At 62.3% G+C, this 12,800-nt stretch carries 11 protein-coding genes and 1 riboswitch; of the genes, 8 read left to right on the plus strand and 3 right to left on the minus strand.

The annotated features are described in order from the left end of the window. Positions 1-9: 9 nt before the first annotated feature. Together cbiQ and JFN91_RS08135 are read left to right on the plus strand one after the other, a co-directional pair. A complete protein-coding gene (gene cbiQ / locus JFN91_RS08130) occupies positions 10-822 on the plus strand; it encodes a cobalt ECF transporter T component CbiQ (RefSeq protein ID WP_199388698.1) in 813 nt (270 codons plus the stop codon). Further along, positions 819-1,568: an energy-coupling factor ABC transporter ATP-binding protein gene (locus tag JFN91_RS08135; protein ID WP_199388699.1), complete on the plus strand. Its 750-nt coding sequence runs from the start codon at positions 819-821 to the stop codon at positions 1,566-1,568. The genes cbiQ and JFN91_RS08135 overlap by 4 nt, the downstream gene beginning before the upstream one ends. A 175-nt stretch (positions 1,569-1,743) precedes the next feature. Here JFN91_RS08135 and JFN91_RS08140 read toward each other — a convergent pair whose 3' ends face one another. Continuing rightward, the gene (locus JFN91_RS08140; RefSeq protein WP_129126184.1) at positions 1,744-1,944 is read right to left on the minus strand and encodes a cold-shock protein; all 201 of its coding nucleotides are present in this window, start codon (positions 1,942-1,944) and stop codon (positions 1,744-1,746) included. Positions 1,945-2,217: 273 nt separating this feature from the next. Between JFN91_RS08140 and JFN91_RS08145 the strand changes: the two genes are divergently transcribed. Then, positions 2,218-2,679: a YaiI/YqxD family protein gene (locus JFN91_RS08145; RefSeq protein ID WP_199388700.1), complete on the plus strand. Its 462-nt coding sequence runs from the start codon at positions 2,218-2,220 to the stop codon at positions 2,677-2,679. 210 nt (positions 2,680-2,889) lie between these two features. Next, positions 2,890-4,239 carry a molecular chaperone DnaJ gene (locus tag JFN91_RS08150; RefSeq protein WP_199388701.1) on the plus strand — a complete coding sequence of 450 codons (1,350 nt, stop codon included), beginning with the start codon at positions 2,890-2,892 and terminating at the stop codon, positions 4,237-4,239. Positions 4,240-4,467: 228 nt separating this feature from the next. On the opposite strand, the gene JFN91_RS08155 is transcribed toward JFN91_RS08150, so the two are convergent. After that, positions 4,468-5,604 (minus strand): trans-sulfuration enzyme family protein, encoded by a 1,137-nt coding sequence (locus JFN91_RS08155; protein ID WP_199388702.1) that lies wholly within the window; start codon positions 5,602-5,604, stop codon positions 4,468-4,470. Further along, positions 5,601-6,746, minus strand: coding sequence for a trans-sulfuration enzyme family protein (locus JFN91_RS08160; protein WP_199388703.1), 1,146 nt, complete (start codon positions 6,744-6,746; stop codon positions 5,601-5,603). Before JFN91_RS08160 ends, JFN91_RS08155 begins: the two co-directional genes overlap by 4 nt. Positions 6,747-6,817: 71 nt before the next feature. Further along, positions 6,818-6,924, minus strand: a riboswitch (SAM riboswitch). A 431-nt stretch (positions 6,925-7,355) separates the two neighbouring features. Here JFN91_RS08160 and JFN91_RS08165 point away from each other — a divergent pair. From JFN91_RS08165 to JFN91_RS08180, 4 genes are all read left to right on the plus strand, one after another. Continuing rightward, a complete protein-coding gene (locus JFN91_RS08165; protein WP_199388704.1) occupies positions 7,356-7,901 on the plus strand; it encodes a MucR family transcriptional regulator in 546 nt (181 codons plus the stop codon). A 420-nt stretch (positions 7,902-8,321) separates the two neighbouring features. Beyond that, entirely contained in the window at positions 8,322-10,802 is a 2,481-nt protein-coding gene (locus JFN91_RS08170) for an AMP-binding protein (RefSeq protein WP_199388705.1), read from the plus strand. 24 nt (positions 10,803-10,826) lie between these two features. Continuing rightward, positions 10,827-12,065 (plus strand): spinster family MFS transporter, encoded by a 1,239-nt coding sequence (locus JFN91_RS08175; RefSeq protein ID WP_199388706.1) that lies wholly within the window; start codon positions 10,827-10,829, stop codon positions 12,063-12,065. Between the two features lie 33 nt (positions 12,066-12,098). Then, positions 12,099-12,800 (plus strand): lipoprotein insertase outer membrane protein LolB, encoded by a 702-nt coding sequence (locus JFN91_RS08180; RefSeq protein ID WP_199388707.1) that lies wholly within the window; start codon positions 12,099-12,101, stop codon positions 12,798-12,800.

Here is a 12,800-nt window from a genome sequence, read left to right on the forward strand (position 1 = left end):
GGGAGCCTGATGGCATCGGTACACGGGGCATTGCTGGATTTGAAGCGGCTGGACCAGCTCGCGGCTGGAGATACCGCCGTGCACCGGCTGGACCCCCGCGCCAAGGTACTCGCCACCCTCGTCTTCATCGTCTGCGTCGTTTCATTCGGCCGTTACGAACTTTCCGCCCTGATTCCCTTCTTCATCTTCCCTGTCTGCCTGATCGCTGCCGGACGTCTTCCCGCCGGCTACCTGGCCGCCAAGGTCGCCCTGGTGGCGCCGTTCGCCATCGCAGTCGGCATCTGCAACCCCTTGTTCGACCGAACGGTGCTCGTGCACCTGGGCACGCTGGATATCACCGGCGGGTGGCTTTCCTTTGCTTCCATCGTTGTTCGCACCGCGCTCACCGTCGCCGCCGCCCTCACCCTGACCGCTCTAACCGGGTTCACCTCCATTTGTCGCGCGCTGGTGCGCCTGGGCATGCCTAAGGCCTTTGCCATGCAGCTTCTCTTTCTGTACCGCTACCTGTTCGTGCTGGCGGAGGAGGGGGGGCGGGCATCGCGGGCGCGTGAGTTGCGCTCCTTTGGCCGCAAGGGGTCGGGCCTTGCCAGCTACGCCTCGCTTTTGGGGCACCTGCTGCTGCGCACGTGGCAGCGGGCCGAGCGGATGCACATGGCGATGCTGGCGCGTGGCTACACGGGGACCTTTCCCGCGGCGCAGGTGGGGCGTTTCGGCGCACGGGAAGTCGCCTTCGTGCTCTTCTGGAGTGCGCTCTTTATCATCTTGAGGTTGTACAACGGCGCCGAACTGCTCGGGACGCTGGTTACGGGGTATCTGCCATGAGCCACCACATTCTCGAAATCGACCACCTGCGCCACGTTTATCCCGACGGCACCGAGGCGCTGCGTGAAGTGACCTTCAGCGTCTGCCACGGCGAATCGGTGGCCGTAATCGGCGCCAACGGCGCCGGAAAGTCCACGCTCCTGGCGCACCTGAACGGCCACCTGCTGCCCCATTCCGGCGAGGTGCGCATCGGCCACGCCCCGGTGGACCGGAGCAACCTGCACGAGGCGCGGCGCACCGTGGGCATGGTGTTCCATGACCCGGACGACCAGCTCTTCATGCCCACCGTGTACGAGGACGTTGCCTTCGGGCCGATGAATCTCGGCTTGACTGGTGTCGAGTTGCAGAACTGCGTGGCCGCTGCGCTGCGCAGGGTCGACGCGGAGCACCTGGCAGGGAAGGCCCCCTATAATCTCTCCGCCGGGGAGAAGAGGAGGGTGGCCATCGCCACCGTGCTCTCCATGTCGCCGGACATCCTGGTCATGGACGAGCCGACCAACGGGCTGGACCCGTACGCGCGCCGCCAGTTGATCGGGCTCTTGAAGGATTTCCACCACAGCAAGATCGTCACCAGCCATGACCTGGACATGGTGCTCGAGGTCTGCGAGCGGACCGTGGTGCTTTCGCAAGGGGTGGTGCGGGCCGACGGGCCGACGCTGGAGATTTTCCGTGACGAGGCGCTGCTCAGGGAGTGCCGGCTGGAAAAGCCGCTTTCGATGCAGGGGTGCCCGGTGTGCGGCAAGTAGGGGACTGGCTCCGCAAGGTGCCTGTCCCCTTGGTGTTTCTGGAAGGTCACTGAGCTGAAAGGAGCGTTCCGCTAGAGGGACAGGCACCTGACGGAGCCAGTCCCTTCTGCCGCAAATAAAGAAAGCCCCGGATTCCTCCGGGGCTTTCGTAAAGTTCTACGCTATGTGAGTGGGATTAGACCCTGCTGACGTTGGCAGCCTGGAGGCCTTTCGGTCCCTTGACGATTTCGAAGGTCACGCTGTCACCCTCGGTGAGGGATTTGAAGCCGTCGCTGTTGATAGCGGAGAAGTGAACGAAGACATCCTCGCCGTTCTCCTGCTCAAGAAAGCCAAACCCCTTGCTGTCGTTAAACCACTTTACAGTACCGTTTACCATTTACTTACTTCTCCCATATTACTTCTTGTTGGTTTTAATCCCCGGGTATTCGAGGACACGTGACAATACCACTGGGCAAATGGTGTGTCAATATATTTTAAATTAGATTTAAAGTTTTTTGCTTTGTATACAGAGTCCGCCGCGTTGACACAGGTGGCGCGCTGTAGTAGCGTGCCGTGACCGCCACTGTGAATGGGGGCGGCAGATCCTGCTGCTGTGCCAGAGTGCTGTGCCGAGAATCTTGCTAGAGCTGCAACCTGAGGAAATGAACCTATGAAGATCTGGATCGATGCCGATGCCTGCCCGAAGGTGATCAAGGAGATACTGTTCCGCGCTTCCCAGCGCCTGAAGGTGCCGGTCTGCCTGGTCGCCAACAGCGACCTGTCCCGGGCGCACACCGCCCTGATCACCTCGGTGCGCGTCGCTGCCGGTTTCGACGTAGCCGACGACTATATAGCCGAGCATGCCGAGGCAACCGACCTGGTTATCACCGCCGACATCCCGCTGGCCGCCCGCGTGGTCGAGAAGGGGGGCGTGGCGCTCGATCCGCGCGGCGAGCTCTACACGGAGGAGAACGTGGGCGAGCGACTGTCCATGCGTAACCTGATGCAGGAGTTGCGCAACGACGGCATGCTGCTCGGCGGCCCGCCCCAGTTCAACCTTGCCGACCGGCAGCGGTTCGCCTCGGCGCTGGACCGCCTGCTGACCCGCATGGTCCGTGGCGATCGTCCCTGACCTTTTCGAGCCCCTTCCATCTCTTCACTTTCCCCTCTCCCTCCGGGAGAGGGTCAGGGCGAGGGGCATTTCCAATGTCACAGTCTTTCTTCCTCCCTGAATCTACATTTCCTTCAGTGTGATAAAATCTTTTGTATGTCAGCCTCAGGTCGTGTTAATGTCTGCTCAAAAATGACGGTTCTCAATAATGTTTGAGACAGTGCGACGCCTATGACAGCACACTATCAACAAAGGTCTTCCGAGGAAGTGGAACTCGAGCACAAGCGCGCCGAGTTGGCCTCCCTGCGTGCACGGCATGCCGAGGCTGCCGCCGTATTGCACCAGTTGCGCGAGGAGATCGCCGGTTTCGAGAGAAGCTATCAGCAGACGCTGGGGCGGCGCATGGCCGAGTTGGAGCGGCTGGAGGAGGAGATCGCCCGCCTTACCGGAAGCTACATTCCGCCGGAGGCGGATGACGTCGAGGAGGAGCAGAGCCGCCGGAGCGACGAGGACGATGTCAGCGATGGGCAGACCTACCAGCGCGGCACATCGTTTCGGGGCGAGGGGCAGGTGCGGGGACGCGTCTGGAAGGCCGATGAGGGCGACATCAAGGCCCTCTACCGCGAGGTCGCCAAGGCCATTCACCCCGACCTGGCCGGGGAGGGCACCGGTTCGCTGCGGCATGAACTGATGCTGAAGGCTAACAAGGCCTACGCTGAGGAGGACCACCGTACCCTGCGCGAGATCCTCAGGAGTTGGCGGCGGCATTTTCCGGATCAGGCCGAGCAGAGCGACCTGAGGGCCGAGCTGGCCCGGCTCAAAAAACAGATAGCGGTAGAGATCGAGGCGATCCGGGAGATCAACGAGCAGGTCGAGCAGTTGCGCGGCAGCTACGTGCACCGTTTCAAACTGCGCGTCGATGAAAGCGCCGCAGCCGGCAGCGATCTCTTTGCCGACCTGGTCGCCGCTGCAGAGATAAACATCGCCCGCGCCCAGCGGCGCCTGGCAGCCCTGCAGGGGGAAAAGGGGCGGGTTCGCGCGCAGGGCGCGAGCAAGCGCAGTCGCGTCGTCTCTTTCCCCAACGACCTCCCCTGCGGCACCCTTTACCTGCGCGAACTCAACTCGGTCAGTTTCAACGCCTGGAAGAAGGCGGGGCCCGCCATCGGCCCGGTGCAGGTCTACCTGGACCAGGCCCTGCGCCTCGACGTGAAAGAGGGGGCGACGCGGCAGCTGAAGTCCTTGCAGGGGCTTGGTCCTGAGGACCTGCATGCGCTCTTTCTGTACGATGTCTGCGACGCCGACCTGGATAGCATAGTCCACCTCTCCGGTCTTGAGGAACTCTACCTGTGCGGGCCGAAACTGACCGACGCGGCGCTGCTCAGCATTTCGACCCTGGCCAACCTTAAGCGGATTTACCTGTACCAGACCCGTATTTCCGATCGCGGTCTGGTCTATCTGCAGGGGATGCAGGGATTGCAGGGGCTTACCAGCAGCGGTAACAGCATCACCGACGAGGGGCTCGCGGTATTCCAGCAGGCCATTCCCGGAGTGAAGACGGTGAGCTTCAAGTGGAAGAGGTGAGGCAGGGGAGGGGACGCTGCCCAGATATGGAATGAAGAAAGCCCGGGAAATGAATTTTCCCGGGCTTTTTGCATGGTACTAAACTTCCCCCTCCCTAACCCTCCCCCTCCTGGGGCGGGAACGTGCCTTCGGCCGATGAGTACACCTCCCGCATCGGTGAAGCTCGAACCTTTCAGCTCTACTCCTCCCCCAGGAGGGGGGAGGCTGGGAGGGGGGCTTGAGCGTGCCTTAAACGTTGAGAAACCGCGCCATATCCGCAATCAGGTCATCCGGGTCCTCGAGACCGACCGAAAGCCTCACCAACGTATCCTTGATGCCGCGCGCCTCGCGCTCGGCCGGCGGCATCGCCGCGTGCGACATCTTGGCAGGGTAGGAGAGGATGCTTTCGACGCCCCCGAGGCTCACCGCGAACGCCGCCAGCTTCACACCTTCCAGGAGACGCTTGGTTGTGTCGTAGCTGGCAAGCTCGAAGGAGAGCACGCCACCGGGGCCGCTCGCCTGGCGGTTGTGGATGTCGTAGCCGGGATGGTCGGGGAGGCCCGGATAGTAGACCCGCTGCACCTCTTTCTGCTCGCTCAACCATGCCACTATTTTACGGGCACTTGCCTGATGTTCCTCCATGCGGACCTTGAGGGTTTTCAGCCCGCGCAAGACCAGCCAGCAGTCCTGCGGACCGAGCACGGCACCGAAGGCATTCTGGATGAAACGCAGCCGTTGCCCCAGCTCGGCATCCTTGGCGACCGCGAAACCGCAGATGACGTCGGAGTGCCCGTTCAGGAACTTGGTGCCGCTGTGGACCACGATGTCGCAGCCAAGCTCCAGCGGCCGCTGCAGGTACGGCGTCATGAAGGTGTTGTCCACGATGGTGAGGATGCCGTGTTCCTTGGCCAGCGCCACCGCTGTGGACAGATCGGTGATCTTGATCAGCGGGTTGGACGGGGTCTCCAGGTAGAGTGCCCTGGTCTCGGGGCGGATGGCCGCGGCGATGGCGTCGTTGTCGGTCGCATCGACGAAGGTGGCCTCCAGCCCCCACCCCTTGAACAGGGTGGTGAGCAGTCGGAAGGTGCCGCCGTAGACATCCTCGCAAACGACCAGGTGGTCGCCCGGCCGGAACAGGAGCAGGGTGGAGGCGGTGGCCGCGATCCCGGAGGCGAAGGCCAGGCCGACGGCCCCCTTTTCCAGCCCGGCTATCGCCTCTTCCAGCGCCTCGCGGGTCGGGTTGCCGGAGCGGGCGTAGTCGTAGCGCCCGAAGCTGTCGATGGAGCGCTGCGCGAAGGTCGAGGAGAGGTAGATGGGGTGGCTGACGGAGCCGTGCTGGGCGTCGATCGGGTCCAGGCCGTGGATCAGTTCGGTGGCGAATTTCATGCGTCTTCTCCTTCAAATGCCTGCGCCAGGTCGGCGATCAGGTCGTCCTTGTCTTCGATCCCCACCGAGAGGCGCAAGAGCAGGTGGTTGATCCCCAGTCGCTGCAGTTTCTCGGGCTCGATGTCTGCGTGGGTCTGCACCTGGGGGAAGGTGATCAGGCTCTCGACCCCGCCCAGGCTCTCGGCGAAGGAGATGAGCTGTGTCTTCAGCAGAAGCTGGTTCACCAGCGCCGGGTCGGTCACCTCGAAGGCGATCATGGCGCCGAAGCCGCCGCACTGGTGCTGCATCAGCTCGTGCCCGGGGTGATCGGGGAGGCCGGGGTAATAGACGCGTCCCACCTGGGGATGCTGTTCGAGCCACTGCGCCAGCGCCAGGGCGTTTTCCTGCTGGCGGTCCATGCGCAGGCCGAGTGTCTTGATGCCGCGGATGGTGAGCCAGGAATCCTGCGGGCCGAGCACCGCGCCGGCGCCGTTCTGGTGGAAATAGACCTTTTCCGCAAGGGTAGGATCCTTCACCGCCACCAAGCCGCAGACGACGTCGTTGTGGCCCGCGAGGTACTTGCTACCGGAGTAGACGGTGATGTCGGCGCCCAGGTCGAGGCAGCGCAGCAGGTACGGGGTCAGGAAGGTGTTGTCGACGATGCAGAGCATGTCGTTGGCCTTACACAACCCGGCCAAGGCGCCGACGTCGGCAACTTTCAGCAGCGGGTTGGTGAGCGATTCCACGAACAGGGCGCGGGTGTTGGGGCGGATCGCCTGGCGCACCAGTTCTACGTTGCTGGTGTCGACGTAGCTGAAGGTGAGTCCGAACTGCTGGAACAGCTTCTCGAAGAGGCGGTAGCTGCCGCCGTAGAGGTCTTCGGTGACGATCAGGTGGTCACCCTGCTGGAACAGGAACATGAGGCTGGTGATGGCGGCCATTCCCGAGGCGTAGGCGAAACCGCGGCTGGCGCCTTCGAGCCGGGCCAGACCCTCCTCGAGGGCCTGCCGGGTCGGGTTGCCGGAGCGGCTGTAGTCGTACCCGGTACTCTGGCCGAGGCCGGGGTGGCGGAAGGTGGCAGTCTGGTAGATGGGGACGGTGACCGCGCCGGTCCGGCTTTCACGCTCCAGGCCTATCTGTGCTGCGGTTGTTGCGATGTTCATCATAGCCTCCAAATGGAAAAGTCCCCTTCCGGGGTCGGAAGGGGACTAGTCTCTATGGCTCGGTCCGCACTTCCTTATCTTCCGGAACGTTTCCGCTCCGCAGGATTTGGCACCTTCCCCACATGGGGAGGTTGCCGCGACGTCATAGGGCCAGTCCCTCGATCGCTCTAGATAAGTAATGCTATTCGGTTGTAAGGGGTTCTGCTTTAAGCAGTGCTCTACTAATACTGGGACGCTGAGGATTTGTCAACCGTAAAAGTCGAGTCTTTGACTAATGTAAAAGTTATTTTGGGTAAATCTTTACCCTACCCCATCGCTGGTGTTGCCGCTGCCGTACGCCGCTGGTGGGAGCGCGTTGACCTTTGATGGTATAGGGAGACTTGATTCAGTATCTGGAAAAGCGGCGACGACGTCTTTGCCTTTGATAAGAGAACCCGATCGAACATTTTGGCGATTGCTGTTTTTAGCTACTGACATCGGCAATGACCTTGCCTGTCATTGACGCGCTTCTGTGGCTATACACAAATAAAGTTTCTTTTGTTGATTTGACAATGCATGGAAACCTGCCACTATATTGCAAGCAGATAATGATCAATGGAGGGATAATCAATGGCAACTTTGGTAGAGATCGCGGCTCAGATCGTAGCGTCACATGCGTCAAGCACTCCGATGACTTCAGATCAGCTTATATTCGAAATCAGCAAAGTGCACAGCGCCCTCAAAAACCTTGAAGCTGGTGAACCTGTCGAGGGTGTAGAGGAACCGAAGGCTTCCATGAGCGTTAAAGAAGCGTTCAAGAAAGGCGAGGTTGTCTGCATGCTGTGCGGTAAAGGGGGCTTCAAGACGCTGGCCCGCCACCTGAACACCGCGCACGGCATGAAGCCGGGCGAATACAAGAAGCAGTTCGGCATCCCGGGCAAGCAGCCGCTGGCGGCCAAGAACTACTCCGAGGCGCGCAGGAAAATGGCTCTGGACCGTGGACTGGCCGACAATCTCGCCAAGGCGCGCGGCGTGCGCATGGCCAACATCGAGGCGAAAAAGGCGGTTCCCGCCAAGGGAGCCAAGCCTGCCAAGGCCGCGAAGGCTGCCAAGCCTGCCAAGGTGACCAAGGTCGCCAAGGCTCCCAAGGAAAGCGCCAAGGCCAAGGTGGCCTGATCCCCATCGTCCCCGACTCTGTAAAGAAGCCGCCCACGCACCGGGGCGGCTTTTTTTGTTCTCTGAAACATGGATGATAAAAGCGGTAGCGTAGTACGTTTCCCTCTGGCGCCGTACGTGACCTGGAGTTCCCCCATTTGCGAAGGGGGGACAGGGGGGATTTGCTCCTTTTGCATTGGTTTTTGCGGACCCCTTCGGTTAAACTCCCTTCCTCGGCGCAGTTGCTCACAGCGTTACCATTGATTGCTCACTACGTTTGTATGGTTGCCAAAGCGATGCTCGCGTGTGACAATGCATCCTTGGGGAAAAGACACGGACGAAATAGTGTCAGTAGGTGGTGCCCCCGGGGCTTTCCTGATTCGAAGTTGTGATCTACATGGTAAAGCTGCAACTGACATGCGCCGTCTACGGGAGTCAGATATGCGGACACTGGTTGATCTATTCCATAGTTTCGCGCAGTGGGGCGACAAGACCGCGTTGGTGAACCGCACCGGCGTGCGCCGTTTCGCTGTCTCCTATCGTGAGCTTTCGCTACTGTCCCTCAAAATGGCCGCTCTGCTGGCACGACAAGGGGTCGAGCCGGGGGACCGCGTCCTCTTGTGGGGACCGAACTCGTCCTGGTGGGGTGTTGCCTATTGGGGCGTAATCATGCGCGGCGCCATCGCGGTTCCTGTGGACTTCATGTCCGACCGCGGCCGGGCCGAATCCATTCTGAAGCTGACCCAGGCCAAGGTGGTGCTGCAAAGCCGCTTCAAGCCGGAACGGCTCCAGGTCGAGAATTCACTGCTGCTTGAGGATCTGAAGTACCTGCTGGAGGACGTGGCGCCTTACCCGGACGTGGTGCATCCCGCCCCCGATGACATCGCGCAACTTATTTATACTTCCGGGACCACCGGCAACCCGAAAGGGGTGATCCTGACCCACAGGAACCTGGTGGCCAACATCCTGCAGATCAACCAGCAGGTGCCTATCATCACTCCGGAGTTTTCCTTTCTCTCGCTGCTGCCGCTGTCGCACATGTTCGAGCAGATGGGTGGTTTCTTCACGCCGCTGTACCGCGGCGCCGCCGTCATCTATCCGCGTACCTTGAAGCCTTCCGCGATCATGGAGGCGCTCGGCGAGGAAGACGTCTACGTCATCATGTCCGTGCCGCGCCTGATGCAGCTTTTGAAGACCACCATCGAGCGCGAGCTGGCCGAGAAGCATCTCTCCGGGGTCTTCGCCTCCCTGGCGAAGTTCGGGGCGGGGCTCTCCAAACCGGCGCGCAAGAAACTCTTCCTGCCGGTGCAAAAGAAGTTCGGCACCAACTTCACCGTGTTCGTCTCGGGCGGGGCTCCTCTCGACCCGGACGTGTTCCGCTTCTGGGACAGCATGGGATTCACCGTCCTGGAGGGGTACGGGCTGTCCGAGTGCTCGCCGGTCCTCTGCGTCAACACCATCGACAAGCAGGTTGCCGGCTCGGTGGGGCCGCCGCTCCCCGGGGTGGAGCTCAGGCTGGACGGCAAGGAGGTGGTGGTCAGGGGGGATAACGTCTTTCCCGGCTACTACCAGAACGAGGCCGCGACCAAAGGCGCCTTCACAGCCGACGGCTGGTTCAGGACCGGCGACCTGGGCGAGATCGGGCCGGACGGCTGGCTCTCCATCAAGGGGCGCGAGAAGGAGTTGATTGTCACCGGCAGCGGGGTGAACGTCTATCCCGACGAACTGGAGGCGGTGCTGAACAAGGTGCCCGGCGTCAAGGAATCCTGCGTCATCGGCCTGGACCGCGGTGCCGGCGAGGAGGTGCACGCGGTCCTGTTGCTGGACGACAGCGGCGCCAAGCCCGACGAGATCCTGGCCCGGGCCAACGCCCAGCTGGACACCATGCACCAGATCACCGGGTACACCATCTGGCGCGAGCCCGAGTTCCCGAAGACCACCACGCTCAAGATCAGGAAGTTCCAGGTCAAGGAGCAGGTGAAGCAGGGCGCCGCTGTGGGGGGCGCCGGGACCACCCAGGACCACCTGGTGAACCTGCTGGCCAAGGTCACCGGTGCCGACCCGGGGGAGATCAAGGAGGAATCCCTGCTGGTCGCCGACCTCGGGCTCACCTCCATCGGCCGGCTCGAGCTGGTCAACTACCTGGAGCAGGAATTCCGCCTCGACATCGAGGATTCCCAGATCGGGCCCCAGACCAGGGTCTTGGAGGTGCGCCGCATCATTGCCCGGCGCGAGAAGGGGCACCGGCGAGGTCACTACCGCTTCTGGACCAACTCGGTGCCGGTGCGCGCGCTGCGCATGCTCGGTGACGCGCTCCTGAACTACCCCCTGTACCGGCTCTTCGTGACGCTCGAGGTGCGCGGGCGCGAGAACGTCGAGCATCTGGACGAACCGGTGATCTTCGTCGCCAACCACCTGGGGTACTTCGATCAGCCCTCGCTGATGTTCGCGCTCCCCAGGAAGGTCCGCTACCGCACCGCCACCGCCGCCTGGGAGGAGTTCTTCTTCGGCGACTACCACGGCCTGGACCGCTTCTGGCGCCTGGCGGCCTATCAGTACGGGACCCTGTTTCTGAACCTGTTCCCGCTGCCGCAGACCAGCGGCTTCTCCACCGCCGTCAAGTACATGGGAAAACTGACCGACCGGGGGCTCAATACCCTTATCTTCCCAGAGGGTGGACACTCGCACGACGGCAGCATGCAGGACTTCCAGCTCGGCCTGGGCATCATCGCCAAGGAACTGGAGATCCCCATCGTGCCGGTGAAGATCGTGGGGACCGACAAGATCCTTGCCCCGAAACAAAGCGGCCTCCCCAACCGGGGCACGGTTACGGTCAGCTTCGGCAAACCGCTCCACTTCCGGTTCGAGGAACCTGCCGAAATCGTGGCGCGGGCGCAGGCTGCGGTGGCTGAAATTCAATGATGTTGTGCTGAAGGAGTGTGTCGGATGAAGGAACCCATTTCCCTGGCTTACCGCCGCTATGCCCTGGGGCTTTTGCTGGCGGTGAACCTCTTGAACTACATCGACCGGCAGGTGCTGTTTGCCGTCTTCCCGCTCATCAAGGCGGACCTCTCCATAACCGACACGGAACTGGGCCTCTTGGGCAGCGCCTTCATGGTGAGCTACATGGTGATCGCCCCCGTTTTCGGCTGGCTGGGCGACCACTGGGATCGGGTCAAGCTCGCCTCGACCGGCGTCGTCATCTGGAGCTTCGCCACCATCCTGGCCGGCTTCGCCCCCGGCTACCGCTCGCTCCTTGCCGCCCGCGCCACCGTCGGGGTAGGGGAGGCCAGCTTCGGGACCGTCTCGCCGGGACTGATCGCCGACTTCTTCGAGAAGGAAAAGCGCGGCAGCGTCCTCTCCTGGTTCTACGTCGCCATTCCCGTCGGGAGTGCCCTCGGCTACCTCCTGGGCGGCGTCCTCGGCCAGCGCTTCGGCTGGCACTCCGCCTTCTTGATGGTCGGCCTGCCCGGTCTCCTCATCGCCGTACCGCTCTGGTTCCTGCGCGCGCCCGAGAGCAAGGCTCCCGATAACGAATCGGCGGCGGGGGAGGGATTCGCCGGCTACCTGCAGCTCTTCCACAACCGCTCCTTCGTCACCAACACGCTGGCCATGGCCGCGATGACCTTCGCCATCGGCGGCTTGGCCCAGTGGATCCCCACTTTCCTGTTCCGTACCCATGCACTGAACGTGGAGAAGGCCAACCTGATGTTCGGCGCCGTCACCGTGGTGGCCGGCATCCTGGGCACCCTGGTTGGGGGCGTCTTGGGTGACCGGTGGCAGAAAAAGAGCAGCAAGGGATACCTGCTGGTGTCGGGCTGGGGCTTCTTCATCGGCGCCCCCTTCGCCGCCTGGGCCATCCTGGCCGGTGGCGTCCCCTCCTGCATGGCGGCGATCTTCATGGCCGAGTTCTTCCTGTTCCTCAACACCGGTCCGCTCAACACCGTGATCATCAACGTGACCAACCCGGGCATGCGCGCCATGGCCTTCGCCGTGAACATCTTCTTCATCCACGCCCTGGGCGACGCCATTTCCCCGTCGATACTGGGATGGTTCTCCGACCAGTGGGGGCTGCGTAACGCGCTCTTATCCACCCCGCTGGTGATGGCCCTTGCCGGCGTCTTCTGCTTCGTCTGCGGCCGTTTCGTCGCCCATGACATGGCGCAGGCCGAACCGGCCCCCTAAGTCTGGATTCCCAATTACCGACCCGAGGTTACCGTGACTGTTCACAAACGTCTTCGTCCACTGCTGCTGATAGTGCTGCTGATTGGCGCCGCAACCCTTACCGGTTGTGCCACCGTCAAGAAACCCCTTACCGGCCTGGTGCCCGGCCGCGGCATCACCACCGTGCAGTCCTCGGTGAGCCTGTCTGCCACCTCGGGAGAGCGGAGCAGCGCCGGGCGTGGCTACCTGGTCTACCAGGCGCCCGACCTGTACCACCTGCTCATTCTGTCCCCGTTCGGGCAGACCATGCTGGAAGCCTTCGGCGAGGACGACCGGTTCACCTGCGTCATCCCGTCGAAGCAGGTTGCCTTCACGGGACTGCTCTCGGAGTTGCCGGAGCAGAGCGCGCTGAAGAGCCTGCAGCTGTTTCGCTGGGTGATGGCGCCATCCCCCCTGCCGGTGCCCGGGCCCCTCAAAGAGAAGGTGGAGGTCGCCGGCACCACCTACTACTTCGACGAGGTCGGCATGCTGGAGCGCAAGGTCGCCCCCTCGGGTGACAAGGTGAGCTACCAGGGCTATCAAAGCCTCGACGGCGTTCCCTTTCCGGAGACTATCGAGATCCGCAATGCCACCGGGGGCGAGGTCCGCATCGTCTTCGATGAACCGCAGCTGAATGCGCCGGTCGAGGCCTCCACATTGAAGCCGGAACTGTCGGGAATGGCGGTCTATCCGCTCTCCGAGTTCAGGGCCATGTGA

Source organism: Geomonas anaerohicana, from assembly GCF_016458305.1.
Lineage (GTDB): Bacteria > Desulfobacterota > Desulfuromonadia > Geobacterales > Geobacteraceae > Geomonas > Geomonas anaerohicana.

Excerpts from the sequence above, each read along its gene's own strand:
- cbiQ (WP_199388698.1), top strand. The coding sequence starts at position 10 with ATGGCATCGGTACACGGGGCATTGCTGGATTTGAAGCGGCTGGACCAG.
- JFN91_RS08135 (WP_199388699.1), top strand. The coding sequence starts at position 819 with ATGAGCCACCACATTCTCGAAATCGACCACCTGCGCCACGTTTATCCC.
- JFN91_RS08140 (WP_129126184.1), bottom strand. The coding sequence starts at position 1,944 with ATGGTAAACGGTACTGTAAAGTGGTTTAACGACAGCAAGGGGTTTGGC.
- JFN91_RS08145 (WP_199388700.1), top strand. The coding sequence starts at position 2,218 with ATGAAGATCTGGATCGATGCCGATGCCTGCCCGAAGGTGATCAAGGAG.
- JFN91_RS08150 (WP_199388701.1), top strand. The coding sequence starts at position 2,890 with ATGACAGCACACTATCAACAAAGGTCTTCCGAGGAAGTGGAACTCGAG.
- JFN91_RS08155 (WP_199388702.1), bottom strand. The coding sequence starts at position 5,604 with ATGAAATTCGCCACCGAACTGATCCACGGCCTGGACCCGATCGACGCC.
- JFN91_RS08160 (WP_199388703.1), bottom strand. The coding sequence starts at position 6,746 with ATGAACATCGCAACAACCGCAGCACAGATAGGCCTGGAGCGTGAAAGC.
- JFN91_RS08165 (WP_199388704.1), top strand. The coding sequence starts at position 7,356 with ATGGCAACTTTGGTAGAGATCGCGGCTCAGATCGTAGCGTCACATGCG.
- JFN91_RS08170 (WP_199388705.1), top strand. The coding sequence starts at position 8,322 with ATGCGGACACTGGTTGATCTATTCCATAGTTTCGCGCAGTGGGGCGAC.
- JFN91_RS08175 (WP_199388706.1), top strand. The coding sequence starts at position 10,827 with ATGAAGGAACCCATTTCCCTGGCTTACCGCCGCTATGCCCTGGGGCTT.